At 64.9% G+C, this 26,099-nt stretch carries 19 protein-coding genes; 7 read left to right on the top strand and 12 right to left on the bottom strand.

From position 1 onward, the window contains the following. Positions 1–108: 108 nt before the first annotated feature. From EOD29_RS09020 to EOD29_RS09010, 3 genes are all read left to right on the top strand, one after another. Positions 109–1,620 carry a sugar ABC transporter ATP-binding protein gene (locus EOD29_RS09020; RefSeq protein ID WP_127246485.1) on the top strand — a complete coding sequence of 504 codons (1,512 nt, stop codon included), beginning with the start codon at positions 109–111 and terminating at the stop codon, positions 1,618–1,620. A 78-nt stretch (positions 1,621–1,698) separates the two neighbouring features. Then, on the top strand, positions 1,699–2,694 hold the full coding sequence (locus EOD29_RS09015; protein WP_127246630.1) for an ABC transporter permease: 996 nt from the start codon (positions 1,699–1,701) through the stop codon (positions 2,692–2,694). A 40-nt stretch (positions 2,695–2,734) separates the two neighbouring features. Beyond that, positions 2,735–3,787, top strand: a complete 1,053-nt coding sequence (locus EOD29_RS09010) for a substrate-binding domain-containing protein (protein ID WP_066988974.1) — start codon at positions 2,735–2,737, stop codon at positions 3,785–3,787. Positions 3,788–3,847: 60 nt separating this feature from the next. Here the strand turns inward: EOD29_RS09010 and EOD29_RS09005 are convergent, their stop codons facing one another. The 4 genes from EOD29_RS09005 to EOD29_RS08990 all read right to left on the bottom strand — a co-directional run bounded on the left by EOD29_RS09005 (position 3,848) and on the right by EOD29_RS08990 (position 8,833). Further along, a complete protein-coding gene (locus EOD29_RS09005) occupies positions 3,848–4,924 on the bottom strand; it encodes a D-alanine--D-alanine ligase family protein (protein WP_127246484.1) in 1,077 nt (358 codons plus the stop codon). A gap of 18 nt (positions 4,925–4,942) precedes the next feature. Further along, positions 4,943–5,512: a C39 family peptidase gene (locus EOD29_RS09000; protein ID WP_127246483.1), complete on the bottom strand. Its 570-nt coding sequence runs from the start codon at positions 5,510–5,512 to the stop codon at positions 4,943–4,945. A gap of 216 nt (positions 5,513–5,728) precedes the next feature. After that, the gene (locus EOD29_RS08995) at positions 5,729–7,783 is read right to left on the bottom strand and encodes a bifunctional aldolase/short-chain dehydrogenase (RefSeq protein WP_127246482.1); all 2,055 of its coding nucleotides are present in this window, start codon (positions 7,781–7,783) and stop codon (positions 5,729–5,731) included. A gap of 84 nt (positions 7,784–7,867) precedes the next feature. After that, entirely contained in the window at positions 7,868–8,833 is a 966-nt protein-coding gene (locus tag EOD29_RS08990) for a sugar-binding transcriptional regulator (RefSeq protein WP_127246481.1), read from the bottom strand. A gap of 203 nt (positions 8,834–9,036) precedes the next feature. Between EOD29_RS08990 and EOD29_RS08985 the strand changes: the two genes are divergently transcribed. The 4 genes from EOD29_RS08985 to EOD29_RS08970 all read left to right on the top strand — a co-directional run bounded on the left by EOD29_RS08985 (position 9,037) and on the right by EOD29_RS08970 (position 16,164). Then, the gene (locus EOD29_RS08985; protein ID WP_127246480.1) at positions 9,037–10,677 is read left to right on the top strand and encodes an acyl-CoA synthetase; all 1,641 of its coding nucleotides are present in this window, start codon (positions 9,037–9,039) and stop codon (positions 10,675–10,677) included. A gap of 267 nt (positions 10,678–10,944) precedes the next feature. Further along, positions 10,945–11,550 (top strand): TetR family transcriptional regulator, encoded by a 606-nt coding sequence (locus EOD29_RS08980; protein ID WP_066988962.1) that lies wholly within the window; start codon positions 10,945–10,947, stop codon positions 11,548–11,550. Between the two features lie 54 nt (positions 11,551–11,604). Then, a complete protein-coding gene (locus tag EOD29_RS08975; protein ID WP_127246479.1) occupies positions 11,605–12,771 on the top strand; it encodes an efflux RND transporter periplasmic adaptor subunit in 1,167 nt (388 codons plus the stop codon). Positions 12,772–13,014: 243 nt separating this feature from the next. After that, on the top strand, positions 13,015–16,164 hold the full coding sequence (locus tag EOD29_RS08970) for an efflux RND transporter permease subunit (RefSeq protein ID WP_127246478.1): 3,150 nt from the start codon (positions 13,015–13,017) through the stop codon (positions 16,162–16,164). A gap of 102 nt (positions 16,165–16,266) precedes the next feature. On the opposite strand, the gene EOD29_RS08965 is transcribed toward EOD29_RS08970, so the two are convergent. The 8 genes from EOD29_RS08965 to EOD29_RS08925 form a co-directional block, all read right to left on the bottom strand. Continuing rightward, positions 16,267–16,893 (bottom strand): sarcosine oxidase subunit gamma family protein, encoded by a 627-nt coding sequence (locus tag EOD29_RS08965; protein ID WP_127246477.1) that lies wholly within the window; start codon positions 16,891–16,893, stop codon positions 16,267–16,269. Further along, positions 16,886–19,867 carry a sarcosine oxidase subunit alpha gene (locus EOD29_RS08960; RefSeq protein WP_127246629.1) on the bottom strand — a complete coding sequence of 994 codons (2,982 nt, stop codon included), beginning with the start codon at positions 19,865–19,867 and terminating at the stop codon, positions 16,886–16,888. Before EOD29_RS08960 ends, EOD29_RS08965 begins: the two co-directional genes overlap by 8 nt. Before the next feature lie 234 nt (positions 19,868–20,101). Then, on the bottom strand, positions 20,102–20,377 hold the full coding sequence (locus EOD29_RS08950; RefSeq protein WP_127246475.1) for a sarcosine oxidase subunit delta: 276 nt from the start codon (positions 20,375–20,377) through the stop codon (positions 20,102–20,104). A gap of 10 nt (positions 20,378–20,387) precedes the next feature. Next, positions 20,388–21,641, bottom strand: a complete 1,254-nt coding sequence (locus EOD29_RS08945; RefSeq protein WP_127214932.1) for a sarcosine oxidase subunit beta family protein — start codon at positions 21,639–21,641, stop codon at positions 20,388–20,390. A 70-nt stretch (positions 21,642–21,711) separates the two neighbouring features. After that, the gene (gene glnT, locus EOD29_RS08940; RefSeq protein ID WP_127246474.1) at positions 21,712–23,019 is read right to left on the bottom strand and encodes a type III glutamate--ammonia ligase; all 1,308 of its coding nucleotides are present in this window, start codon (positions 23,017–23,019) and stop codon (positions 21,712–21,714) included. A 37-nt stretch (positions 23,020–23,056) separates the two neighbouring features. After that, on the bottom strand, positions 23,057–24,385 hold the full coding sequence (locus EOD29_RS08935) for an FMN-binding glutamate synthase family protein (RefSeq protein WP_127246473.1): 1,329 nt from the start codon (positions 24,383–24,385) through the stop codon (positions 23,057–23,059). Between the two features lie 6 nt (positions 24,386–24,391). Then, a complete protein-coding gene (locus tag EOD29_RS08930) occupies positions 24,392–25,123 on the bottom strand; it encodes a GXGXG domain-containing protein (RefSeq protein ID WP_164763717.1) in 732 nt (243 codons plus the stop codon). A 4-nt stretch (positions 25,124–25,127) separates the two neighbouring features. Continuing rightward, positions 25,128–26,024, bottom strand: coding sequence for a glutamine amidotransferase family protein (locus EOD29_RS08925; protein WP_127246472.1), 897 nt, complete (start codon positions 26,022–26,024; stop codon positions 25,128–25,130). Positions 26,025–26,099 lie beyond the last annotated feature (75 nt).

Raw genomic sequence — 26,099 nt, 5'->3', positions numbered from 1 at the left:
ATAACGGAGCCATGGCGGCCGGGCCAAGCTAGGGAGCGCTCTGGCAATTGTCAATCGTGTTGACAATTGCCGAGTGAGCCCATAGCGTCATGGATCAGGGAGGAACGAATGGGCGCAGATGCCGTGTTCCGTGTGGGCGGCCTGAGGAAATCCTTCGGCCAGAACGAGGTGCTTGGCGGCATCGCGCTGGATCTCTATGCGGGCGAGGTCACCGTGCTGATGGGCGCCAACGGCGCCGGCAAATCCACCCTGGTCAAGATCGTCAGCGGCGTCTACGCGCGCGGCGGCGGCACGATGCGGCTCGCCGGCCAGGCCTTCGATCCCGGCTCGCCGGCAGAAGCGATCCGCGCCGGCGTCGTCACCGTTCATCAGAACATCAATGACGGCGTTGTCGCCGATCTCGACGTCGCCACCAACCTGACCCTCGACCGGCTGAGCGGCAAGGGTGCATCGCTGCTGTTCAAGCCCGCCAATGTCCGCGTCGAAGCCAGGGCCGTGGCCGACCGCATGGGGCTTACGCTCGATCTTAAGGCACGAGTCGCGGACCTCTCGCTCGCCGATCGTCAGATGGTCGCGATTGCCCGCGCCATGGCGCACCAGCCGAAAGTGCTGATCCTCGACGAGCCGACCTCCTCGCTGTCGAGCGCCGAGGCCGACCGGCTGTTTGCGCTGATCGACAGGCTGCGCGGGCAGGGTGTCGCGATCCTCTATATCTCGCATCGCATGTCCGACATCAGGCGCTTGGCAGACCGCATCGTCTCGATCCGTGACGGCGTCGTCTCCGGCGTGTTCGACCGGAAGCCGCTCGACTATGAGGGTGCGGTCAATGCCATGCTCGGCCGCAAGATCCTGCTCGACCGGGTCATTGCCAGAAGCTCGGCGCGCGCGGTCTTCACCGCCCAAGGCCTGCAGCTGGCGCCCGGCGCCAGACCGATTTCGATGACGCTCGGCGCCGGGGAGGTGGTGGCGATCACCGGCCTGGTCGGCGTCGGCAAGACGGCGCTCGCCGAAACTTTGTTCGGCGTGCGCAGGCCGCTCGCCGGCACCATGCATATGGACGGCAAGCCCTACGCACCGGGATCCGCGCGCGAAGCGATCGCTGCCGGTGCCTTCCTTGTGGCCAAGGACCGCGCGATGAGCGGCATCGTCGGCGGCTTCAACATCGAACGCAACATCAGCCTGCCGTTTCTCAAGCGCATGTCCGGCTTCGGTGTCATGAAGAAGCGGGCAGAACGGGCTGCCGCACGCCGCCAGATCGACGAGCTCGGCATCGTCTGCCGCTCCGAGAAGGACGAGCTTTCCGCGCTTTCGGGCGGCAACCAGCAGAAGGTGATGGTGGCGCGCTGGATGTCGCAGGCCTCGCGCCTGCTCATCCTCGACGAGCCGTTCCAGGGCGTCGATATCTCGGCTCGGCGCGACATCGCAACCAAGCTCAGGGCGAGCGCCGACGGCCGCGCCACACTGCTCTTCGTCACCGAGATCGACGAGGCCCTGGAGACTGCCGACCGCATCCTGGTGATGTCGGAGCACGCGATCGTCGGCGAGCACAGGAACGATGACATCGATCTCGATCGGCTGCTGGCTGAGGTGGCCGGCGGGCCGCTCACCAGCGCGGCGTGAGATCGTATGGATGACGAGACTTGGAGTGCAGGCATGAGTTCCAGTTTGGCGGAGAGGGCAGCAGCGCGGGGGCGTTCGATGACATTGCGCGACTATGCCATCCGCTATGGTTTCATCATCCTGCTGGTCGGGCTGATCGCCTATTTCGCGATCGCCGCCGACGGCTTCGCCTCGCCGCAAAGCGCCGTCTTCATCTTCCAGTCGGTCGCGATCACCGGCGTGCTGGCACTCGGCGTCACCGCGACACTTGTCGTCGGCGGCTTCGATCTGTCGATCGGCTCGGTCGCCACCAGCGCCATGATGGCGGCTTCCTATGCCATGGTTGTGCTGGAGCAGAACGCCGTCGTCGCCGTCATCGCCTGCCTCGTGATCGGCGCGGTCGTCGGCCTCATCAATGGCTGGCTCATCGTCTACATGCGCGTGCCGGATCTGCTCGCGACGCTCGGCATGATGTTCCTGCTGCTCGGCCTGCAACGCATTCCGACCGAAGGCCGCTCGATCGCCACCGGCATGACGATGCCCGACGGCTCGGTCGCCCACGGCAAGTTCTCGGAAGCCTTCCTGGCGCTCGGCCGCCACCGCATCGACTTCTTCATTCCGAACCTGATCCCGGTCTCGGTGGTGGTGCTCATCGTGCTCGCCGCGCTCATCTGGTTCTTCCTCGAATACACCCGCTTCGGCCGCATGATGTATGCCGTCGGCAGCAACGAACGCGCCGCCGAACTGGCCGGCGCGCCTGTCAAGGCATACAAGATCTGGGCCTATGTCATTTCGGGAGTTTTTGCCTCGATCGGCGGGATTTTGCTCGCTGCCCGGCTTGGACGCGGCGATATCGCCTCGGGTAATAATTTGCTGCTCGACGCAGTAGCGGCGGCGCTTATCGGCTACGCGGTGCTCGGCGCCGCCAAGCCGAACGCTTTCGGCACGGCCGTCGGCGCGGTGTTCGTCGGCGTCCTGCTGCAGGGCCTGACGATGATGAACGCCCCTTACTACACGCAGGATTTCGTCAAGGGCGCGGTTCTCGTCGTCGCCCTTGTCTTCACCTTCGCCCTTTCCGGCAGGGGCAAGAGATAGTTTCGACCGGGGCATTGAGAACAAAACGGAGGAAGACGAAGTGAGCATCACAAGGAGACTTTTAGGGAAGGCCGCACTCGGCCTCGCGGGCGCGGCGCTGCTCATGCAGGGCACAGCATTGGCGGCGGACCGTCCGGCGCCATTCGACAAGCCGGGCGTCAAGATCGCGCTGGTGCGCTATCTCTCCACCGGTGACTTCTTCCAGGCCTATCTCTCCGGCGTCGAGGCGCAGGCCAAGGCGCTCGGCGTCGATCTGCGCGTGCTGGACAGCCGCCAGGACGCAGCGCTCCAGGCCGACATGGTCGACCAGGCGATCGCGCTCGGCGTGCAGGGCATCATCATCCAGCACGGCCTGACGGAATCGATGAAGGACGCCGCCCAGCGCGCCGTCGACGCGGGCATCAAGGTCGTCGCCTTCGACGTCAATGTCGAGAACCCGAAGATCCCGCAGATCGAGCAGTCCGACCGCGATCTCGCGCGCCTCGCGCTCGAACAGGCGGTCAAGGACAATGGCGACGCCTGGAAAGCCGGCTATGTCTATGTCGCCGGCATCGCCCCGCTCGACCGCCGCAACGAAACCTGGGTCGACGTGAAGAAGAAACATTCCGGCATCAGCGAGGTCGCCATGTTCGGCACGCTCGACAATCCGATCGCCAATTCCGTCGCCAACCAGGCGCGCTCGGTGCTGCAGGCGCATCCCGATATCAAGGTGATGTTCGCGCCTTACGACGAGTTCGCCAAGGGGGTGAAGATCGCCGTCGACGAGGCCGGCCTCAACAAGGGCATCAAGATCTACTCGGCCGACATCTCGACGTCCGACATCGCCGCGATGCGCGAGCCGGACAGCGCCTGGGCCGCCACCGCCGCCACCAACCCGGCAGTCGTCGGCCAGGTCTCGGTGCGCGCGCTGGCGCAGCTGCTCGCCGGCGAGGATCCCGGCCACAACGTCATCGTGCCGCCGACGCTGATCACCCAGAAGGAACTTATCGACAAGGACATCAAGAACATGGAAGACCTGTCGGCCAAGCTGCCGCAGTTCGCCCATGCCGATGTCGCCATGCCGGCCTGGATGCCGAACCCCAACGCGAAGTAGGCCACGCGCCTGAAGGCAGAAGAGCGGCTCCCGGGCCGCTCTTCTTATTGCCGGAGTCGCTCAGGTAGATCGGGCGGCACGCGCCAGCCCATGCGCCACCAGCCGGTCGATGACTTCCGGGTAGCTGATGCCGCTTGCCGCCATCGCCTTGGCGTACATGCTGATGTCGGTGAAGCCCGGGATGGTGTTGAGCTCGTTGATCAGGAACGTCATGTCCGGTCTCACGAAGAAGTCGACGCGCGCCATCGCGTCGCAACCCAGCGCGCGGAACGCCTTCGCCGCCGTCTCGCGGATCTCGCCTTCGATCGTCTCGGGCAATTCGGCGGGCACCTTAAGTGCTGCTCCATCCTTATCGATATATTTGGCGTCATAGCTGTAGAAGCCGTGGCTTTCGGCCGGCACGATCTCGCCGGGACGGGAGACGAAGAGGCCACCTTCCGTGTCCTCAAGCACGCTGCATTCGATCTCGCGGCCGCGGATGAATTCCTCCGCCAGCAGCTTGCCGTCGTGCCTGAAGCCTTCGGCGAGCGCTGCCTGATAGCCCGTTTCGTCGGAGACCTTGCTGACGCCGACGGAAGAGCCTTGGCGGGCCGGCTTGATGAAGACCGGGAGTCCGAGCGCCTGCTCGATCTCCGCGAAGCCAGGCGCGGCCTCGGGCAGGATGGTTCTGGACCGTGCCGTGGGCAGGCCGGCCGCCTTCAGTAACCGCTCGGCGATATCCTTGTCGAGCGCCGTGGCCGAACCGAGAATGCCGCAGCCGGCAAGCGGCACGCGCGCCACCTCCGCCAGTCCTTGCGCGGCGCCGTCCTCGCCATGGAGACCGTGCAGGACGGGAAACAGAATGTCGATCGCGGGCAACTCGTAAGGCGGCCCTTCGGCCGGAACGGCCAGCATTCGGCCATGCCCGCCGGGCACCAGACAGACCTCCGCTCCGTTCGACGGTGTCGCCAGCGCGCCGTCCTCGAAGCGGCTGAGCAGCCATTGCCCTTCGCGGGTGACGAAGATCGGAACGGCATCGTACTTCCCCGGCTCCAGCGCGCCCATGACATTGTTCGCCGAAAGCACCGACACGTCGTGCTCGGCGGACCGCCCGCCAAAGAGCACACCAATACGCAGTCTTTTTTCGGCCATCGACATCTCCACAATGCTCAAGGATCAGAAACCGACGGCGATGCCGCGCCGGGCGAAAAAGCGGTCGAAACTGGCGACGTCCGCCTGGCTCTGCCTGACGTGTCCCGAAGGGTTGTGGAAGCGGATTTCGCCTGGCGAGGCGGCCGTCACCAGTACCAGATGCCCGCCTTTCGACGGCGGCTCGCGCTCGGGCCAGCGGATGGCTGGATGAACCGAGGCGATGAAGTAGCGCCACTTGCAAAGCAGACCGGGCACCGTGGCCGAATCGACATTCGTCATCGTCTCGGCGAACAGGCCGAAACGTTCGCGCACGAACCGGACGAAGGGCTCGTAGATCAGCCCCTTGATCGTACCGTCGCCTTCATTGACGACATAGCCGCCATAGGCCGTGCAGGCGCGGGCGAGCTCAAGCGTCGGATGAATTTCGCCGCGCGCGGCAAGGATCATCTTCAGGCAGGCCATGCCGCAGACATTCACGGCCCAGCGTCGCCACAGCGGGTCGCGGTGCAGAGCCGATGGTCCCTCCGCCAACAGCGGCAGAGTCATGCCGGGCGATTCCCACTGGCTGAAATAAGGCACTTCCCTGGATTGCATAGCGGCTCCAGCTTTGTGTCCCGCAAGCGAGGGGCAAGGCACCCCCTTAAAGCTGTTCGAGCAATAAGCAAAAGATTTGCGCGGATTTTGACCGGTTGGAGCAGTTTTCCAGCAGACGTGAAATGGGCTTCAGTCCTGACCTGGGTCGCGACACGGAGAGAGTGGTCCGTCGTTCTGGGAAAGCGACGGGCCGCTCAGGGAGATCTCCTTGTTTCTTCAGCGCAGCGCCGCGGCAATATTGCCGCCGTCCACCGTCGTCACGTCGGCCGTGGTGCGTTCGGCCAGTGCCTGATGCAGGAAGGCTTGCGCCACGTCGTCGGCCGTCACTTCCTGGCCGAGCAGATTGCCGGACATGTATTCCTTTTCCGAGACACCGCGCGCGCCCGAGCGGCTGGCAATCATGGCGTCGGTCAAAAGCCCGGACCGGATGCGGTCGGCGTTGACCGCGTTCGAGCGGATGCCGTAGGCGCCGTAGTCCAGGGCATACTGGCGCGACAAAAACAGCGTCGCCGCCTTGGGAAGGCCGTAGGCGCCGAATTTCGGCCCGGGATTGACCGCCTGCTTGGAGGTGTTGAACAGCAGCACGCCGCCCGTGCCCTGTTCGAGCATGATGCGCACCGCGTTCTGCGCCGCCGACTGGTGGGCGAAGAAGTTGAGCTCGAAGCTCTTGCGCAGCAGCGCGTCGTCGATTTCGCCGATCCGGCCTTCCCAGGCCGCGCCTGCATTCGAGACCAGGATGTCGACGCCGCCATAGACCGCGACCGCCTTGTCGAAGGCGGCGCGCACCTCGGCCGGGCTGGTGATGTCGGCGCCGACCCCGATCGAATTGTTACCCGCCGCCTTTGCCGCTTCCGCGGCCTTGGCCGGATCGAGATCGACGATGACCGCATGCGCACCGTTTGCGGCGAACAGCTTCGCCGTCGCGGCGCCGATCGCCCCGGCGCCGCCGGTGATCAACGCCACCTGGCCGGTCAGCGGCTTCGGCTTGTTCGAGGCGAGCTTGGCCTGCTCCAATGACCAGTATTCGAGCGGGAAGAGGTCGGCCTTGGAGAGCGGCTGGAAATTGCCGATGGCTTCCGCGCCGCGCACCGCCTCGATCCACATCTCGCCGACATCGGAGGCGATTTTCGCGTCCTTCAGCGTGCGGCCGTGGCCGAACATGCCGAGGCCCGGCACCAATGTCAGCCGCGGCATCGGGTCGAGCATGGTGCGCTTGACGTCATCCAGCGCGTCGTTGGTCTCGAAATAGGCGCGGTAGTCCTTGGCGAAAGCCTCGACATGGCTGCGGACGGCGGCCTTGTAGTCGCCGAGCTTGTCGGCGTCGGGAGCCGGGACCGCCATCGGTCCGGTCTTGATGCGGATCGAAAGATCGGGCGTCGACACGCCGCGTCCGGCCAGCTCGGCGATCCTGGCCGAATTGATGAAATCGACGATCGCATCCGAGGTGCGGAAATGGCTGATCATGCGGTCGAAGCGGCCTTCGCCGCGCGCCACTGCGACAGAGCCGCGCAGAGTCGGCGCGATATCGCTCGCCTTGGCGAGCTTTACCGGCAGCGCCGCCTTGGTCGCCTGCGGCTTGCCGTTCTTGGCGATATAGTCCTCGGCGATGGTCACATAGTGGATCATGCGGTCATAGGCCTGCTTGGCATCGTCGCCGAAGGTGAAGATGCCGTGCTTGTCGAGGATCAGGCCTTCGACGCTGGGGTCGGCGTCAAAAACGTCCGCCGCGACCTTGGCGAGCTCGAAGCCCGGTTTGATGTAGGGCACGTAGCCCATTTTGTCGCCGAACACCGTCTTCACCAGCGCCTTGCTGTTCTCCTGGTCGACGATGGCAAGGATCGCGGTTGAATGCGTATGGTCGACGAATTTAAGCGGCAGAAAGGCGTGCAGGAGTGTCTCGACCGATGGATTCGGCGAGGCGGGGTCGATGAGATTGGAACGCTGCAGCGCCACCATGTCCTCGTCGGAGAGCGTGTCCAGCGCGCGCGCCTTGAGCAGCGCGCCCATCTTCACCGCCGGCAAGCCTTGCGGCTCGATGACGGCCATGTCCCAGCCGCTGCCCTTGACGCAAAGCACGTCCCATTCGTCACCGACCAGATCGGTGGCCTTGGTCTTGCAGGAGGTATTGCCGCCGCCATGCAGCACCAGCCGCGGCTCTCCGCCGAGCAGGCGGGTCGTGTAGACGCGCAGCGCAAGGTCGCGGCGGACGCCCTGCTTGGCGTAGTCGGCAACCATCTTTTCCGCGTCAGCGTCGTTCCAAAGGTTCTTCATGTCGTTCCGTCCGATTCCGTATTGTGTCTGCTCATGAACAGGAAGCCGCGACGTCTTGATGACAGACGCGGCGAGGGTGGTTTCCTACGAGGCCTTTTTGCTGACCGCGCCGGCGTGATCGAGGAGGCGCCCCGCCATATGTGCGCCGACCACCAGATGCGTGCAGAGGCCGCCGGCGATTGCGGCCAGCAGCGGCTCGAACTTGCTGTCCTCCTGCACCACCATCAGCCGCTTCCCGATGGCGCGCAGCGAGGCGAGCTCGGCGGAAATGACCCGCCGGTTGTAGCTGCAGTCGAGCGCCTCGCCGCTTGCATCGATGATCTGTCCGGCGATGACGCCGGCCGCGCCTTCCTTGCGGAGCGCGGCCATTTCGGCCGGCGTCAGCGCGCCGCATTTGACCAGATGGCTGTCGGCGTCCACGGCGCCGACGGAATAGAGCGCGACATCGCAGTCGCTGATGCCGGCAAGCTGGTCGCGGATCACCGGCTCGGCGCGCAGGCCCTCTGCCAATTCTTCCGTGGACAGCACCAGCGGCGCGTAAAAATTCAGACCCTTGGCGTTCAGCCGCCGCGCGATCTCCATCGTGCACTGATCGGGTCGATATGAATAGGGCGCGCCGAGGTTGCCGCAGAGCTGCACCACGGTGACGTCCTGCAGATCGGCATAGGACATGATGTCGGCGATGGTGTAGACCGTGCGGCCCCAGGCGACGCCGATGCGGTCGCCCTTCTTCACCAGTTCCAGGAAGACGCTCGCCGCCAGGACGGCGATGTCGGTCGACGGGTCGGCGACATAGGCGTTTTCCGGCGCTATCCAGACGGCGTCGAGCTTGAAGGCGTCCTCCAGCCTGCGCGCCATGACATCGTCGGTGAAAAGCTGCGTCGAGGTCGAGATGTTGACGATGCCGGTCTCGCGCGCCTTGCGAAGATACATGGCGACCGATGCGCGCGAAATCTTGAGCTGGTTCGCCACTTCGTCCTGGCGAAGGCCATGCGCATAGTAAAGCCAGGCGGCCTTGTGGATGAGCTGTTCTGCCGGTCGGATCGCCATGCCGCCTCCTCGGCTGACATTAGTCACGGCTCTCGACAAAAGTCAAATCCAGCCGGCTGGGTTATTCGTCCTCCGGCGCCGGCATGTTCGGGGCTGCCCTTCTACCGAGCACTCATGTCATAGCATTTCCCGGTCGTTCAGGGGGATGGCATGATCGCGGGCCTGCGGTTAGAAAGCTCGAAAAGACTTTTGGGGAGGATGGGATGGCCAATCCCTACGAACAGGATCTCGAACGGAACGCCGCCAACCACCAGCCGCTGACGCCGCTCACCTACCTTGAGCGGGCGGCCAAGACCTATCCCGACCATGTCGCCATTATCCACGGCAGCCAGCGCATCTCTTATCGCGATTTCTGGCGGCGGTCGCTGAAGCTCGCCTCGGCGCTGTCGAGGCATGGCATCGGCAAGGGGGATACGGTAACGGTGATGCTGTCGAACACGCCGCCGATGCTGGAGGCGCATTTCGGCGTGCCGATGGTGAAGGCGGTGCTGCATTCGCTGAACACCCGCCTCGATGCCGCGGTCATCGCCTTCCAGCTCGACCATGCCGACACCAAGGTGCTCATCGTCGACCGCGAGTTCTCGGGCGTGGTCAGGGCGGCGCTGGCATCGGCCAAGGCCAAGCCATTGGTCATCGACTATGACGACCCCGACTACGCCGGCGATGCGCCCTATCCGAAGGGCCAGCAGATCGGCACGCTCGACTATGAGGACTTCGTCGCCGGCGGCGACGAGGCTTTTGCATGGTCGATGCCCGACGACGAGTGGGACGCCATCTCGCTCAACTACACCTCCGGCACGACCGGCAATCCGAAGGGCGTCGTCTACCATCATCGCGGCGCGGCCCTGATGGCCTACACCAACACCATCCACGCGGGCATGGCCAAGCACGCCGTCTATCTCTGGACGCTGCCGATGTTCCACTGCAACGGCTGGTGCTTTCCCTGGACGCTCGCCGTGCAGGCCGGCACCCATGTCTGCCTGCGCTGGGTACGGGCAAAGCCGATCTATGACGCCATCGCCGACCATCGCGTTACCCATCTTTGCGGCGCGCCGATCGTTATGTCGGTGCTGATCAACGCGAAAGACGAGGACAAGCGCCAGTTTGCCCAGACCGTCACCTTCAACACGGCCGCCGCGCCGCCGCCCGAGGCGGTGCTTTCCGGCATGGCCGATGCCGGCTTCGCCGTCACCCATCTCTACGGCCTGACCGAGACCTATGGGCCGGCCGTCGTCAACGAATGGCACAATGAGTGGGACGAGCTGGAGAAGGGCCCGAGGACGGCGAAGAAGGCGCGCCAGGGCGTGCGCTATGCCGCGCTGGAAGGGTTGACCGTGATGAACCCCGAGACGATGGTCGAGACGCCGGCCGACGGCCAGACCATCGGCGAGGTCATGTTCCGCGGCAATATCGTTATGAAAGGCTATCTGAAGAACCGCAAGGCGTCCGACGAGGCTTTTGCCGGCGGCTGGTTCCACTCCGGCGATCTCGGTGTCATGCACCCGGACGGCTACATCCAGCTCAAGGACCGCTCCAAGGACATCATCATCTCAGGCGGCGAGAACATCTCGTCCATCGAGGTCGAGGACGCGCTCTACAAGCACCCGTCCGTCGCCTCTTGCGGAGTGGTTGCCCGCGCAGACGAGAAATGGGGCGAGGTGCCTGTCGCCTATGTCGAGCTGAAGCCCGGCAAGGTTGCGACCGAGGCCGAGATCATCGAGCATTGCCGTGGGTTGCTCGCCCGCTTCAAGGTCCCGAAGGCGGTGGTGTTCGCCGACATTCCGAAGACGTCTACGGGAAAGATCCAGAAGTTCAGGTTGAGGGAAATGGCGAAGGGGGCGTAGTTCACTCCCTCCAACATGGCCTTGATGTCGACAGCTTGCGCCAGCAGCCGCGACGTCTGTGCGCGTCGCTTCGCTCCTTGCTTCGCCCTAGGATGAGGACGGCACAGGGCGTCATTGGCCAACCGCCAACGTCGCTCATTGGCCCCTCGCAACTGTCACCATCTGTCACCATTTTGTACGCGTATATCGATTCCGCGTTGACTCTTTGCTGCTTTCGATTTACGAGTGACGAAAATTGAAATTCGTCACTCGTAAATCGAAAGCACCATGTCAGAAGCCGCCAACATCGTGGCCGACCCCGCCAGACAGGAGAATGTGACGCGCATTCTCGACTGTGCCGAGCGCCTGTTCCGGCATTACGGCTACGGCAAGACCAACGTTGCCGACATTGCCCGCGAGCTCGGCATGTCGCCGGCCAACATCTACCGCTTCTTCGCCTCTAAGGTCGAAATCCACCAGGCCGTCTGCGGCCGCATGCTCGGCGCCAGCTACGCGATGGCCTACGAGATTTCGCGCCTGCCGATTAGCGCGGAGGAGCGGCTGCGCCGTTACGTTCACGCCCAGTACAAGATGACGCTGGAAGTCATGCTCGACGACCAGAAGGTGCATGAGATGGTGATCGTCGCGCTCGAGCGCGACTGGGGCGTCATCGACAAGCATGTCGACCGCATCCACGACCTGCTCGCCGACGTCATCCGCGACGGCATAGAGGCCGGCGAGTTCAGGAAGCAGGACCCGGTGATCGCCTCTCGCTGTTTCGGCGCCTCCACCGTCATCCTGTGCCATCCGCAGATGGTCGCCCAGTGCCTTGCCAAGACCAACCGGGCAATGCCGGACGACCTTATCGACTACGCAATCAGAGCCTTGAAATAGCCGCTGCCCCGCCGGGTGCCGGTCGACGTTTATCTCCAGTTCGGGAGTGCTAAGGTGTCTTTGTCCAGTTCCATCCTCCGCAGGCTGCCGGCCGCCGGCCTCCCAGTCGTCGGCGTCGTTGTCGCGGCGCTCGGGCTTACCGGCTGCAGCCAAGAGAAGAAAGCGGAAACCCAGGAAGTCATCCGGCCGGTGAAGGTCGTCGAGATCGGCGAGGCCGAGACCACGCGCCAGCTCGACTATTCCGGTTCGGTGCGCGCCCGCACCGAGATGAATCTCGGCTTCCGCATCGCCGGCAAGGTCACCGAGCGTCTCGTCGACATCGGCCAGCATGTGAACGAGGGCGACGTGCTTGCCCGCGTCGACCCCTCCGACTACGAGCTGTCGGTGAAGAGCGCCGAGGCGAGCCTCGACGCCGCCGAGCGGCAGGTCGAGACCGTCGATCTCGCCAGGAAGCGCGCCGAGCAGCTCTATGCCAAGAACTTCGCGCCTAAGTCGCAGCTCGATCAGGCCGTTCTGAGCTATGATCAGGCCGTGGCGACGCGCGATGCCGCCCGTTCGACCCTGGCCCAGGCGCAGAACCAGGTCCATTACACCGATCTCAAGGCCAGCAAGGCCGGCATCGTCACCGCCATCTCGGCCGATATCGGTCAGGTGGTCGGCGCCGGCACGCCGGTCATGACGGTTGCCGTCGACGGTGAGAAGGAAGTGCTGATCGCGGTGCCGGAAATGGACATCGCCGGCTTCCGCCCGGGCAAGGAGGTCAAGGCGAGCTTCTGGTCCGACGAGGCGCTGACCCTTGACGGCAAGGTCCGCGAGGTGGCCGGCAGCGCCGACCCGCAGTCGCGCACCTTCGCGGTCCGGGTGTCGCTGCCCAACGATCCGCGGGTGCTGCTCGGCATGACCGCCAATGTCGCGGCGACCGTCGGCAGCAAGGCGCAGCTGGTGTCTATCCCGCTGACCGCCATGGCTGAGAAGGACGGCAAGCACATCGTCTGGACGGTCGACCGCGCGTCCGACACGGTGCATCCGCGCCCGATCAAGGTGGCGAACTTCACCGCCGACGGCGTTGCCGTTGCCGAAGGTTTGAAGCAGGGCGACGTGGTGGTGGCCGCCGGCACACAGTTCATGACCGACAATCTGAAAGTGAAGCCTTCCGGCGATGCCGCCCAGCAGTCCGCCTCGGCGGAGGATGACGTCGCCGCCACCAGCAGCCTGCGCTAACCAGGCGAAAGAACGCCTTTCCCGACCTCGCTGCCGTGAGCCGCGAGCCGGGCAGGGCATGGGTTCCGGGCGGCGAAATCGCCCGATCGACGAGACGCTGCATTGGTATCCCCCGCACCACGGCCGCGTCGAGCGCGATTGCGAGTCTCTCTCCGCTTGAGGTGCTCGCCGCCCGGAAGCCCACCGAGAACTCATGAGCCGCAAGGCATGCTGCCTTGCCGCCAATTGAACTGGACCTGCGCCATGACCACGGACAGCAGCACTGAAAAGCGTCCCTTCAATCTCTCGCGCTGGGCGATCGGGCATCCGAGCATCGCGCGCTTCCTGTTCGGCCTCATCATCCTCGCCGGCGCGCTCGGCCTGATGCGCATGGGCCAGAAGGAAGACCCGGACTTCACCTTCCGCGTCATGGTCGTGCAGGCAGTCTGGCCGGGCGCCTCGATCCAGGACATGGAAGACCAGGTCGTCAACAAGATCGAGCGCAAGCTGCAGGAGACGCCGCATCTCGACTTTGTCCGCTCCTACACCCGCGCCGGCAGCGCCATCATCACGCTCCAGGTAAAGGGCGACACCAACGCCGAGGAGGTGAAGGATGCCTTCTACCAGGTGCGCAAGAAGGTCGGCGATATTGCCAACGAACTGCCGCAGGGCCTGCTCGGCCCCTATTTCAACGACGAGTTCGGCGACACCTTCATCACGCTGCATTCGATCAGCGGCGACGGCTTCACCTATCCCGAGCTGAAGAAATTCGCCGTTCAGGCGCGCGACATGCTGCTGGCGACGCCGGGCGTCGAAAAGGCCGTCATCATTGGCGACCAGCCCGAGAAGATCTATATCGATGTGTCCTCCAAGGCGCTCGCCGAGCGCGGCCTGACGGTGCTTGACCTGCAGAATGCCGTGAAAGGGCAGAACGCCGTCGATCCGGCGGGCTCGGTCGATACCGGCCTGCGCTCGGTTCGCATCTCGGTCGAGGGCGACGTCACCAAGGCCGCCGATATCCGCGAGCTGAGGCTGCGCGCCGGCAATCAGGTGACGCGTCTTGGCGACATCGCCACGGTCTCTTCCGGCCTCGAGGACCCTTATGAGCGCAAGTACCGCTTCAACGGCCACGAAAGCGTCCAGGTCGGCGTCGTCATGGCCAAGGGCTTCAATGTCAGGGACGTCGGTAAGGATGTCGAGGCGACCTACAAGCGCTTCGAGGAAGGTCTGCCCTATGGCGTTGCGGTCGACCAGATCTCCGACCAGCCGGAGGTGGTCAAGGATGCCGTCAACGAATTCATGGAGGCGCTCGGCGAAGCGTTGCTGATCGTTCTCGTCGTCTCGTTCCTGTCGATCGGCTGGCGCTCCGGCCTGGTGATCGCGATCGCCATCCCGCTGGTTTTAGCCGCCACCTTCGCCATCATGTACGAGATCGGCATCGACCTGCAGCGCATCTCGCTCGGCGCGCTGATCATCGCGCTCGGTCTGCTGGTCGACGACGCCATGATCGTCGTCGAGATGATGGAGCGCAAGCTGGAGGAGGGGCTGGTCAAGATCGAGGCGGCGAGCTTCGCCTATTCCTCGACCGCCTTCCCGATGCTGACCGGCACGCTGATCACCACCGCCGGCTTCATCCCGGTCGGCTTCGCGGCCTCCACCGCGGGCGAATATGTGCGCACGCTGTTCTATGTCGTCGGCATCGCACTGGTCGTGTCGTGGTTCGTCGCGGTCTATTTCACGCCGTGGCTGGGCTACATGATCCTGAAGCAGCGCAAGCACGCCGGCACCCACCACGACGTTTTCGACACCGGCTTCTACCGGCGGCTGCGTGCGACGGTCACCTGGGCTGTGCGCCACCGCATCATCGTGCTGGCGATGACGCTGGTCACTTTCGGCACCAGCCTCTGGGCCTTCCAGTTCATCCCGCAGAACTTCTTCCCGCAGTCGTCACGTCCGGAAATTCTGGTCGATCTCTGGCTGCCGGAAGGTACCTCGATCAAGGAAGTCGAGAACCAAGCCAAGGCGCTCGAAGCGAAGATGATGGACGACCAGGACAAGCGCTTCATCGCTACCTATATCGGCGAGGGCGCTCCGCGCTTCTTCCTGCCGCTCGACCAGCAGCTTCGCAATCCGAACTTTGCCCAGCTTCTGGTGATGGCCAAGGACGAGCCGGCGCGCGAGCGGCTGATCGTCAAGATGCGAGGCATCCTCGCCAAGGACTTCCCGTCGATCCGCGCCAAGGTCGATCGTTTGTTCCTCGGGCCGCCGACCGGCTGGCCGGTGCAAATGCGCATCATGGGTCCGGATCGCCAGGAGGTGCGCCGCATCGCCGACGAGGTGAAGGCAAGGTTCGAAGCAAACCCGCTGCTCGGCGCCGTCCATGACGACTGGCTGGAGCCGGTGCCGGCGATGAAGCTGGTGGTCGACCAGGACCGAGCCCGGGCACTAGGCGTCACATCGCAGCGCATTCGCCAGATGCTGCAGGCAACCATGTCCGGTGCGCCGCTCGACGATTTCCGCGACGGCGAAGAGACGGTCTCGATCGTCGCCCGCGAGCCGGAGGCGACCCGTCATCTGCTGTCCTCGGTCGACTCCGTCTACATCCCGACCGACTTCGGCGGTTCCGTGCCCCTGTCCCAGGTGGCGAAAGTGGTGCCCGTGATGGAGCAGGGCATCGAGTGGCGGCGCGACCGTCTGCCGACCATCAGCGTGCGCGCCACGTTGCCGGATGGCGTGCAGTCGAACGACGTCGTCACCAAGATGTACAACGACATGAAGGACCTGCGCGCCGGCCTTGCCCCCGGCTACAAGATCCAGATCCAGGGCGGCGCGGAGGACTCGGCCGAAAGCCAGGCCTCGATCGCCGCCAAGGCACCGATCATGCTGGCCGTCATCGTCATCTTGCTGATGGTCCAACTGCAGCATTTCGGCAAGTCGATGCTGGTGCTGGCCACCGGCCCGCTGGGCATCATCGGCGCCGCGGCAGCCCTTCTGATCAGCGGGGCGCCGTTCGGCTTTGTCGCCATCCTCGGCGTCATAGCGCTGCTCGGCATCATCATGCGAAACTCGATCATCCTGGTCGACCAGATCGACCAGGACATCGCCGCCGGCATGGATCGATCGGAAGCGATCGTTGGCGCTGCGGTGCGCCGCTTCCGCCCGATCATGCTGACGGCGCTGACCGCGGTGCTTGCGCTGATCCCGATCTCGCGCGCCGTCTTCTGGGGGCCTCTGGCCTACGCCATGATGGGCGGCATTCTCGTCGCCACCGTGCTCACCATCCTGGTGCTGCCGGCGGGCTATGCCCTGTTCTTCGGCCGCGAGCCCAAGACGGCCAAGACAGGCGAGCAGGCGCAGGAGCCGGAACAGGTCGAAGGCATCGAAAGACCGCAGCTGGCGCTGGCTGCGGAATAAGAAGATGGCAACCTCGAATCATCCGCCATCGGCGAAAGCCGGTGGCGGATGATGCGCATCGAAAGAACGCCTCTCGCCGCCGCGGCGCGCTCGGCGAGGCGCCTACGCCACTTCCTCGGAATGCGCGATCGTCACGCCATACTCCGCAGCCGAGTCGAGCATCGTATGCCACAGGCTCTCGGCGAAGGTTGCGAATAGCAAGAGGTTGAACACGGCCCGGCCGCCTTGTCGGTTCTTCCCGCGCCAGAGCGTCACGCTGGTATGGTCGATCGAGGTGGCGGCTGCCGTGCCGACCGGGAATATTTCGGGGTGCAGGTCGATCGAGGACAGCTTGGCCAGCATCGTGCGCGCCTTGTCGCCGGAAACGCTGATCAACGCGCGCGCATGTGATTGATCGGAAAGCGAGGCCAAACCGGCAAACACGCGGGCAAGGGTCTCCATCCTTTGCCCGCCGCCTCTCGACAGCACCAGGAACTGGTCCGGTCCTGACCAGATCAGCGTCGCGTCGGCCGTGTCGACCGCCTCGGGTGTTTCCGGCGCGCCGACGCCGAAGCGAGCCTTCGCGGCATTGACCGTCTCGGCCACCTTGCCGCGCCGCGCCATCACCTGAACGAGGTCGAAATTGCGGATCTCGGTCAGCGACACGCCGGCTTCGCCCGGCGCGCCATAACGGCCGGCGACCAGGGCGCGCTCGAGCGGGCTGCGGATGTTCCAGGAAAAATCAGCCACGCTGGCGCGCTCCATCCGGATCGTAGAAGACGGAATTGCAGAGCTCGACATCGTACTCCTCGCCGCGCAGCGGATCATGCGCGCGCACGATCTCGCCGATGCGCTCGCGGCCGCGCTCGACGAGGCCGAGCCCGATCCACTGGTCGAGCACCGGCGAGAAGCAGACCGAGGTGACATAGCCCTGGTCGTTGTCTGGTCCGGGGGTCTCGCCGTTGGGAACGATGTGCGCGCCGGAGCGTAGGCGGCGCGCCTTGTCGGTCGGCTTGATGCCGACGACCACCTGCCGGTTCGGCGCGACGAGTGCTTCACGGCCGGCCATGACGCGGCCGATGAAATCCTTCTTGGTCGACATCATCTTGCCGAGACCGAGATCGGCAGCCGTTGTGGTGCCGTTGAGCTCCGGCCCGGCGACATGGCCCTTTTCGATGCGCATCACGCCGAGCGCCTCGGTGCCGTAAGGCGTCACGCCGAACGGCTTTCCCGCGATCAGCAGGTTGCGCGCCAGAGCCTCGCCGTAGCGCGCCGGCACCGAAATCTCGAACGCCATCTCGCCGGAGAAGGAGATCCGGAACAGCCTCGCCTTGAGGCCGCCGCGCAGCTTGACTTCGCGCGCGCCCATGAACGGAAAGCCTTCGTTCGACAGGTCCTCGGCCGGATCGACGATCTCCTTCAGCAGATCGCGGGTCTTCGGACCGGCGATGGAGAATTGCGCCCACTGGTCGAAGACCGAGGTCAGCTGCACGTCGAGTTCGGGGAATAGGACCTGGCGGCAGAATTCCAGATGCTGCATCACCAGCCCGGCCTTGGCGGTCGTGGTTGTGAGGAAATAATGGTCCTCGGCCAGGCGCGAGGTGGTGCCGTCGTCATAGACGACACCGTCCTCGCGCAGCATCAGTCCATAACGCGCCTTGCCGACTGCGAGGCTGGAGAACGCGTTGATATAGACGCGGTCCAGGAAGGCTCCGGCATCCGGGCCGTGCACGTCGATCTTGCCCAGCGTCGAGACATCGCAGAAGCCGACGCCGCTTCGCACCGCCTTGACCTCGCGGGTGACCGATTCCAGCCAGTCTTTTTCGCCGGGCAACGGATACCATTGCGCGCGTTTCCACAGGCCGGTGTCGACGAACACCGCGCCCTGTTCGGCCGCCCAGTGATGCGACGGCGTCAGCCGCGTCGCATGGAAATTCTCGTCGCGGTGGTGGCCGGCGAAGGCGCCGATGGCGACCGGCACATAAGGCGGCCGGTAGATGGTCGTGCCCGTTTCGGGAATGGATTTGCCGCTCACCGCCGCCATGATCGCGAGGCCGGCCACATTCGAAGTCTTGCCCTGGTCGGTCGCCATGCCGAGCGTCGTGTAGCGCTTCAGATGCTCGACCGACTCGAAACCCTCGCGTTGCGCCAGCGCGACATCGGACGCCGTCACGTCATGCTGCTGGTCGACGAAGGCCTTGCCTTTGCCGGCGACATGCCAGAGCGGCGTCAGCGAAAAGGCCTCGTCGTCGGCGAGGGGCGCCGATCCGGCGTTGCCGCTCCGTCCCGTATCGCGCGCCGCTGCCGCACCTGCCTCGAAACCTTCCCGCAGGCAGGCGCCAAGGCCGAAGGCGCCGTTCGCCGCGCCTGCCGCCACCATGCCGGGCGGCGCGCCGTCCGGCACGAAGGCGGCGATATCGTCGCGCCATCTCGGCCGGCCGCGATGATAGGAGGTGAGGCCGACCGCCGGGTTCCAGCCGCCGGAGACGGCAAGCCCGTCGGCCTCGACTTCGGCGCGCGCGCCGCCGGTCAGCGATACGGAAATCTTGCGCACACCGCTCTTGCCGCCGTCAACGCCGCTGACTGAGCCGTTGAGAATCGGGAAGCCGCCCTTGCCGGCACGCGAGCGATGGGCCGGCGAAACGTCTGGCCGCCCATCGATCACCGCAGCAACCTGCAGTCCGGCTGCGATCGCCGCCTCCACCGTGCGCCAGCCATCCTCATTGTTGGTGAACAGCGCAATGCGTCGCGCCGGTGCAGCGGCGTAGCGGTTGATGTAGCTGCGCATGGCGGAGGCCATCATCACGCCAGGTGTATCGTTGCCGGCGAAGACGATGGGACGTTCGATCGCGCCCGCCGCGACGACACAGCGCTTGGCGGCGATACGCCAAAGCCGCTGCCGCACCTGATGCTCCGGCGGTAGGGACAGATGGTCGTTGACGCGCTCGATCGCGCCATAGGTACCGCCGTCATAGACGCCGAACAGCGTCGTGCGCGTCATGATGCGAACGTCCGGCATCGCCGCGAGTTCGTCCAGGGTACGGGCAATCCATTCGGCCGCCGGCAGCCCGTCGATCGTACCGCCATCGGCCAGCAAGCGCCCGCCGAGGACAAAATCCTCCTCGCACAGGATGACGCGCGCGCCGCAGCGCGCGGCGGCAAGGGCGGCGGCGACGCCGGCCGGACCGGAGCCGGCGATCGTCACGTCGCAATGCGCCCACGCTTTGTCATAGCGATCGGGATCGGGAATGCCCGCCGCGCGGCCGAGGCCGGCGGCGCGGCGGATCGCCGGTTCGTAGATCGCTTCCCAGAATTTCGCCGGCCACATGAAGGTCTTGTAGTAGAAGCCGGCGACGAAAATCGGCGCGAAGAGCTGGTTGACCGCCATGACGTCGAAATCGAGCGACGGCCAGCGGTTCTGGCTGGCGGCCTCGAGCCCTTCATAGAGCTCGGCGGTCGTTGCCTTGGTGTTCGGCTCGCGCCTCGCGCCACTGCGCAGCTCGACCAGCGCGTTGGGCTCTTCCGAGCCCGCCGTCAGGATGCCGCGCGGGCGGTGATATTTGAACGAGCGGCCGACCAGCTTGACTCCGTTGGCGACGAGCGCCGAGGCAAGCGTATCGCCCTGGAAGCCGGAGAGTGTCTTGCCGTCGAAGCGGAAGCTCAGCGGCGTCGAGCGGTCGATAAGGCCGCCAGTTGAGAGGCGATTGGCTTGAGAGGTCACGATGTCACCCTCTCGGTTCGATATCACGGTGAAGGGCAGCGCTGCCCCTCATCGCCCTGCCGGGCACTTCTCCCCGTATAGAGACGGGGAGAAGTGGGCTGGCCCCGATGCCGGCTCTTATCTTGCAACGCTGGCGATTGGCGAAACAGTTGGCGAGAGCGCCCCTCTCCCCGTCACTATACGGGGAGAGGATGCCGGCAGGCAGGTGAGGGGCGGCGCCGACCTGGAGCGTGAGACTCATTTCGCACCCTGCCTCGCTCCAACGCCGGCGGCGGCCTCAACCAAAGAAATCTCATGCGTCAGCGTGTTGCGCGTGACCTTCAGCCAGGCCCGGCAGCCGCCGCCGTGATACCAATGCTCGCTCATCACACCGGCGATGTTGTCGCGCAGGTAGACGTAGTCGTAGACGGCGTCTTCACCGGCATCGGCAGGCGGGCGCTGCGGCTTGGCGTCGCCGAGATAGGTGAACTCGCCGAGTTCGCGTTCGCCGCAGAAGGGACAGACTATGCGCATGGTCGGGTCTTCAATGGAGGTTCGGTTGGGCGCCCTGGCCCTTCTCGTCAATCATGGCGCCGCGCTGGAACCGGTCGAGGCGGAAGCGGGCGGCTTCCTTGTGCGATTGATCGCGGGCGATGAGATGAGCAAAGACGAAGCCGGAGCCAGGCGTCGCCTTGAAGCCGCCATAGCACCAGCCGGCATTGAGATAGAGGCCGTCGACCGGGCTCTTGTCGATGATCGGCGAGCCGTCCATCGACATGTCCATGATGCCGCCCCACTGGCGCAGAAGCCGCACGCGGCCGATCATCGGGATCAGCGCCATGCCGCCTTCGCAAACATCCTCCACGACAGGCAGATTGCCGCGCTGGGCATAGGAGTTGTAGCCGTCGATGTCGCCGCCGAACACCAGCCCGCCCTTGTCCGACTGGCTGACATAGAAATGCCCGGCGCCGAAGGTCATGACGTTGGGCAGGAGCGGCTTGATCGCTTCGGAGACGAAGGCCTGCAGTACATGGCTCTCGATCGGCAGGCGCAGTCCGGCCATCGCCGCGACGCGTGAGGAACTGCCCGCGACCGCCATGCCGACCTTGCCGGCGCCGATCCGGCCGCGCGAGGTCTCGACGCCGGAGACCTTGCCGTTGGTGTCGCGCATGAAGCCGGTGACTTCGCAGTTCTGGATGATGTCGACGCCGAGCTCGCTCGCCGCGTGCGCGTAGCCCCAGACCACGGCATCGTGACGCGCCGTGCCGCCGCGCCGCTGCAACAGCCCGCCCTGCACCGGGAAGCGCGCATTGTCGAAGTTCAGGAACGGCATCATTTTCCTGAGCGCCGCCTGGTCGAGCAGCTCGGCATCGATGCCGTTGAGGCGCATGGTGTTGCCGCGTCGGGCAAAGGCGTCGCGCTGCGCGTCGGAATGGTAGAGGTTGATGACGCCGCGCTGGCTGACCATCGCGTTGTAGTTCAAATCCTGCTCCATCCGCTCCCACAGCTTCATCGACAGTTCGTAGAAGCCGGTGTTGCCGGGCAGGCCGTAATTGGAGCGGATGATGGTGGTGTTGCGGCCGGCATTGCCGGAGCCGATCCAGCCCTTCTCCAGCACGGCGACGTTGCGGATGCCAAACTCGCTGGCGAGGAACCAGGCCGTCGCCAACCCGTGCCCGCCGCCGCCGATGATCACCACGTCGTAGCGATCCTTCGGCGCCGCGTCCCGCCAGGTCGGCTTCCAGGTCTTGTGGCCGGAGAGGGCGGCACGGGCGAGCGAGAAGATCGAGTATTTCATGAAATCATTCCGAGGCCGCTCGCCCACGCCGACTCTTCTCTATCGCATCGGATTGCACGGCCGACGGGCTTTAGATGTCCAGCGTGTGGTCGCGCTCCCACTGCGTGAAGTGCGAAGTATAGGAATTCCATTCCTGTTGCTTCAGCTTTAGATATGCCGACGAAAATTCCTCACCCAGCGCCGCCTTCAGCGATTTGTCCTTGTCGAACTCACGCAGCGCATCGAGCAGGTTGAGCGGCAGTTTCGGCGCATCCGTCACGGTATGACCGAACTGGTACATGTCGATGTCGTAGCGCTTGCCGGGATCGGCCTTCGAGCGGATGCCGTCGAGGCCGGCAGCGATGATCACTGCCTGCAGCAAATAGGGATTGGCGGCGCCGTCCGGCAGACGCAGCTCGAAGCGGCCCGGTCCCGGCACGCGCACCATGTGGGTACGGTTGTTACCGGTCCAGGTCACCGTGTTCGGCGCCCAGGTGGCGCCCGAAATGGTGCGCGGCGCGTTGATGCGCTTGTAGGAGTTGACCGTCGGATTGGTGATCGCGGCAAGTGCCGAAGCATGCTTCATGATGCCGCCGAGGAAGTTCCTGCCCTTGGCGGACAGGCCGAGCTCCTCCGAATTGTCGGCGAAGACATTGGTCTTGCCGGTCTCGTCCCACACCGAGATGTGCGCATGGCAGCCATTGCCGGTCAGGCCCTGGAAGGGCTTGGGCATGAAAGTCGCGCGCAGCCCATGCTTTTCCGCAACTGACTTGACCATAAACTTGAAGAAAGAGTGCTTGTCGGCGGTCGCCAGCGCGTGATCGAAGGTCCAGTTCATCTCGAACTGGCCGTTGGCGTCCTCATGGTCGTTCTGGTACGGACCCCAGCCCAGCGCCAGCATATGGTCGCAGATCTCGGCGATCACGTCGTAGCGGCGCATCACCGCTTGCTGGTCGTAGCAGGGTTTCGACGCCGTGTCGTACTGGTCGGAGATAGCGCTGCCGTCCGGCGAGATCAGGAAGAACTCGGCCTCGATGCCGGTCTTGACATGCATGCCGTCGCGGGCGGCCTCTTCGATCAGGCGCTTCAGCGTGTTGCGCGGCGCCTGGTCGACGAGCTTGTCGTCCATCACGCACGTAGCCGCCACCCAGGCTACCTCCGGCTTCCACGGCAGCTGGATCACCGAATCCGGATCCGGCACCGCCAGCATGTCGGGGTGCGCCGGCGTGAGATCGAGCCACGTGGCGAAGCCGGCAAATCCGGCGCCGTCCTTCTGCATGTCGGCGATCGCCTGCGCCGGCACCAGCTTGGCACGCTGCCCGCCGAACAGGTCGGTGTAGGAGATCATGAAGTATTTGACGCCGTTCTCCTTGGCGAATGCGGCGAGATCGTTCCCCATTATAGTTCCTCGCTTATGTGATCCTGGATGGTGTGTCCTAGAAGCCGTTCTTCCCCGGTATCCAGTTGGTACCGGCAAGCGGCACGCCGGCCATGGCGGCTGCTTCGATGCTGAGCGCGACCAGGTCCTCGGGCTCGAGATTGTGCAGGCTGTTCTTGCCGCAGGCGCGGGCAATGGTTTGAGCCTCGAGCGTCATCACCTTCAAGTAGTTGGCGAGCCGCCGACCGGCGGCGATCGGATCGACGCGCTTCATCAACTCGGGATCCTGCGTGGTGATGCCGGCCGGGTCCTTGCCTTCGTGCCAGTCGTCATAGGCGCCGGCCGTGGTGCCGAGCGCGTTGTAATCCGTCTCCCAGCGCGGGTCGTTGTCGCCAAGCGCCACGAGTGCGGCGGTGCCGATCGACACCGCGTCGACGCCGAGCGCCAGCGCCTTGGCGACATCGGCGCCGTTGCGGATGCCGCCGGAGACGATCAGCTGCACCTTGCGGTGCATGCCGAGGTCCTGCAGCGCCTGCACCGCCGGCCTGATGCAGGCGAGCGTCGGCTGACCGACGTTCTCGATGAATACTTCCTGGGTCGCGGCGGTGCCGCCCTGCATGCCGTCGACCACGACGACGTCGGCGCCGGCCTTCACCGCAAGCGCGGTGTCGTAATAAGGACGGGCGCCCCCGACCTTGACGTAGATCGGCTTCTCCCAGTCGGTGATCTCGCGCAGCTCCAGGATCTTGATCTCGAGATCGTCCGGGCCGGTCCAGTCGGGATGGCGCGAGGCCGAGCGCTGGTCGATGCCCTGGGGCAGCGTGCGCATCTCGGCGACGCGGTCGGAGATCTTCTGTCCCAGCAGCATGCCGCCGCCGCCGGGCTTGGCGCCCTGTCCGACGACAACTTCGATCGCGTCGGCACGGCGCAGGTCACGCGGGTTCATGCCGTAGCGCGACGGCAGGTATTGGTAGACCAGCGTCTTCGAATGGCCGCGCTCTTCCTCGGTCATGCCGCCGTCGCCGGTAGTGGTCGAGGTGCCGGAAAGCGTCGCGCCTCGGCCGAGCGCTTCCTTGGCCGGACCGGAGAGCGAGCCGAAGCTCATGCCGGCGATGGTGATCGGGATCTTCAGCTCGATCGGCTTTTTGGCGTGGCGCGAGCCCAGCACCACGCTGGTGTCGCAGCGCTCCCTATAGCCTTCAAGCGGATAGCGCGAGATCGAGGCGCCGAGGAACAGGAGGTCGTCGAAATGCGGCAGCTTGCGCTTGGCGCCGGCCCCGCGGATGTCATAGATGCCGGTCGCGGCCGCGCGGCGTATTTCGGAAAGCGTGTAGTCGTCGAAGGTCGCGGACTTGCGTGGCGTCGTCGGCGGGTTGCGGTAGGTCATCTTGCCTCAATACGCGTCGGCGTTGTCGATATTGAAATTGTAGAGCTTCCGGGCCGAGCCGTAGCGCTTGAACTCCGAAGCTTCGACGTCGGTGACGCCGGCCTTGTCGAGCAGGCCCTGCAGCAGTTCGATATGCTCGGGCCGCATCTCCTTGGCGATGCAGTCGGCACCCAGGCTTTCGACCTTGCCGCGCACGAAGAGCCGCGCCTCATAGATGGAATCGCCCAGGGCGTCGCCGGCATCGCCCAGCACCACCAGATTACCGGACTGCGCCATGAAGGCCGACATGTGGCCGATATTGCCGTGCACGACGATATCGATGCCCTTCATCGAGATGCCGCAGCGCGAGGAAGCATTGCCCTCGATGACCAAGAGGCCGCCGCGGCCGGTGGCGCCGGCATACTGGCTGGCATCGCCTTTGACCACGATCGAGCCGGACATCATGTTCTCGCCGACGCCGGGGCCGGCCGAGCCATGCACGGTGATCGCGGCACCATCATTCATGCCGGCGCAGTAATAGCCGACGCTGCCGCGCACATCGATGCTGATCGGCTGGTCGACGCCGACGGCGACCGAATGGCTGCCTTTCGGGTTGAGCACTTCCCAAGCGGTCTCGTTCGAGCCGGGGGTCACCTGATGAAGCGCCTGGTTCAGCTCGCGCAGCGACTGTTCTGCGAGGTCGAAGACCCTCGCATGGCCTTGCTCGCGCTGCGCCTTCGGCATGGGTGTTGCAGGCATGAACTCAATGCTCCCAGAAATAGACCGTTGCGGGCTCCGGCTCCCAGACCCTCGCATTGTCTATGCCGGGCAATTTTGTGAGCGCGCGATATTCCGAGCCAAACGCGACATACTGGTCGGTCTCGGCCATCACGGCCGGCTTGCAGGCGATCGGATCGCGCACAACGCCGAAGCCGTTCTTGGTCCCGACGACGAAGGTGAAAAAGCCGTCGAGGTCGGAGAGCGTGCCTTCGAGCGCTTCGCCGAGATTCTTGCCATGCGCCATCCTGTTGGAGAGATAGGCGGCCGCCACTTCCGTATCATTCTCCGTCTCGAAGGTCATACCTTCACGCACCAGCTCGCGGCGGACATTGTTGTGGTTGGAGAGCGAACCGTTGTGCACCAGGCACTGGTCGGCGCCGGTCGAGAAGGGATGCGCGCCCATCGTAGTGACCGCCGACTCCGTCGCCATGCGGGTGTGACCGATGCCATGCGTGCCGGTCATCGAGCGCACGTCGAAGCGATCGACGACGGCTTCCGGCAGGCCGACTTCCTTGTAGATCTCGACTGCTTCGCCGGCGCCCATGATGCGGATATCGGGCCGAAGCGACTGCAGCGCCTCACGCGCGGCGTCGACCTTGTCGGGCGTGGTGCAGATAACCGCATGCGTCGACTTCACCGCGACGCTCACCGGCGCGCCGACCGCCTTGGCGAGCTCGACGTCGAGGCCGCGGAAATCGCGCTCGGGCTTCGGCGACTGCACGGTGATCTTAGCCTCGTTGCCGGTCGCCGCGCCATAGATGGCGATGCCGGCGCTGTCCGGACCGCGGTCGCTGAGCGAGATAAGCATCTCCGACAGCATCGCGCCGAGCTTCGGCTCCAGCGTCTTGTCCTTGAGGAAAAGTCCGACGATTCCGCACATGTCAGCCTCCGACGTTTGTGGCTTCCAGATGGTGTACCGAATGAAATCCGCGAATTCAATGGCATGAAAGAAATT

The organism is Mesorhizobium sp. M1A.T.Ca.IN.004.03.1.1 (assembly GCF_003997555.1).
Classification (GTDB): Bacteria; Pseudomonadota; Alphaproteobacteria; order Rhizobiales; family Rhizobiaceae; genus Mesorhizobium.
Note: the sequence above shows the minus strand (reverse complement) of the source record. Positions and strands in the feature narration are given on the sequence as shown.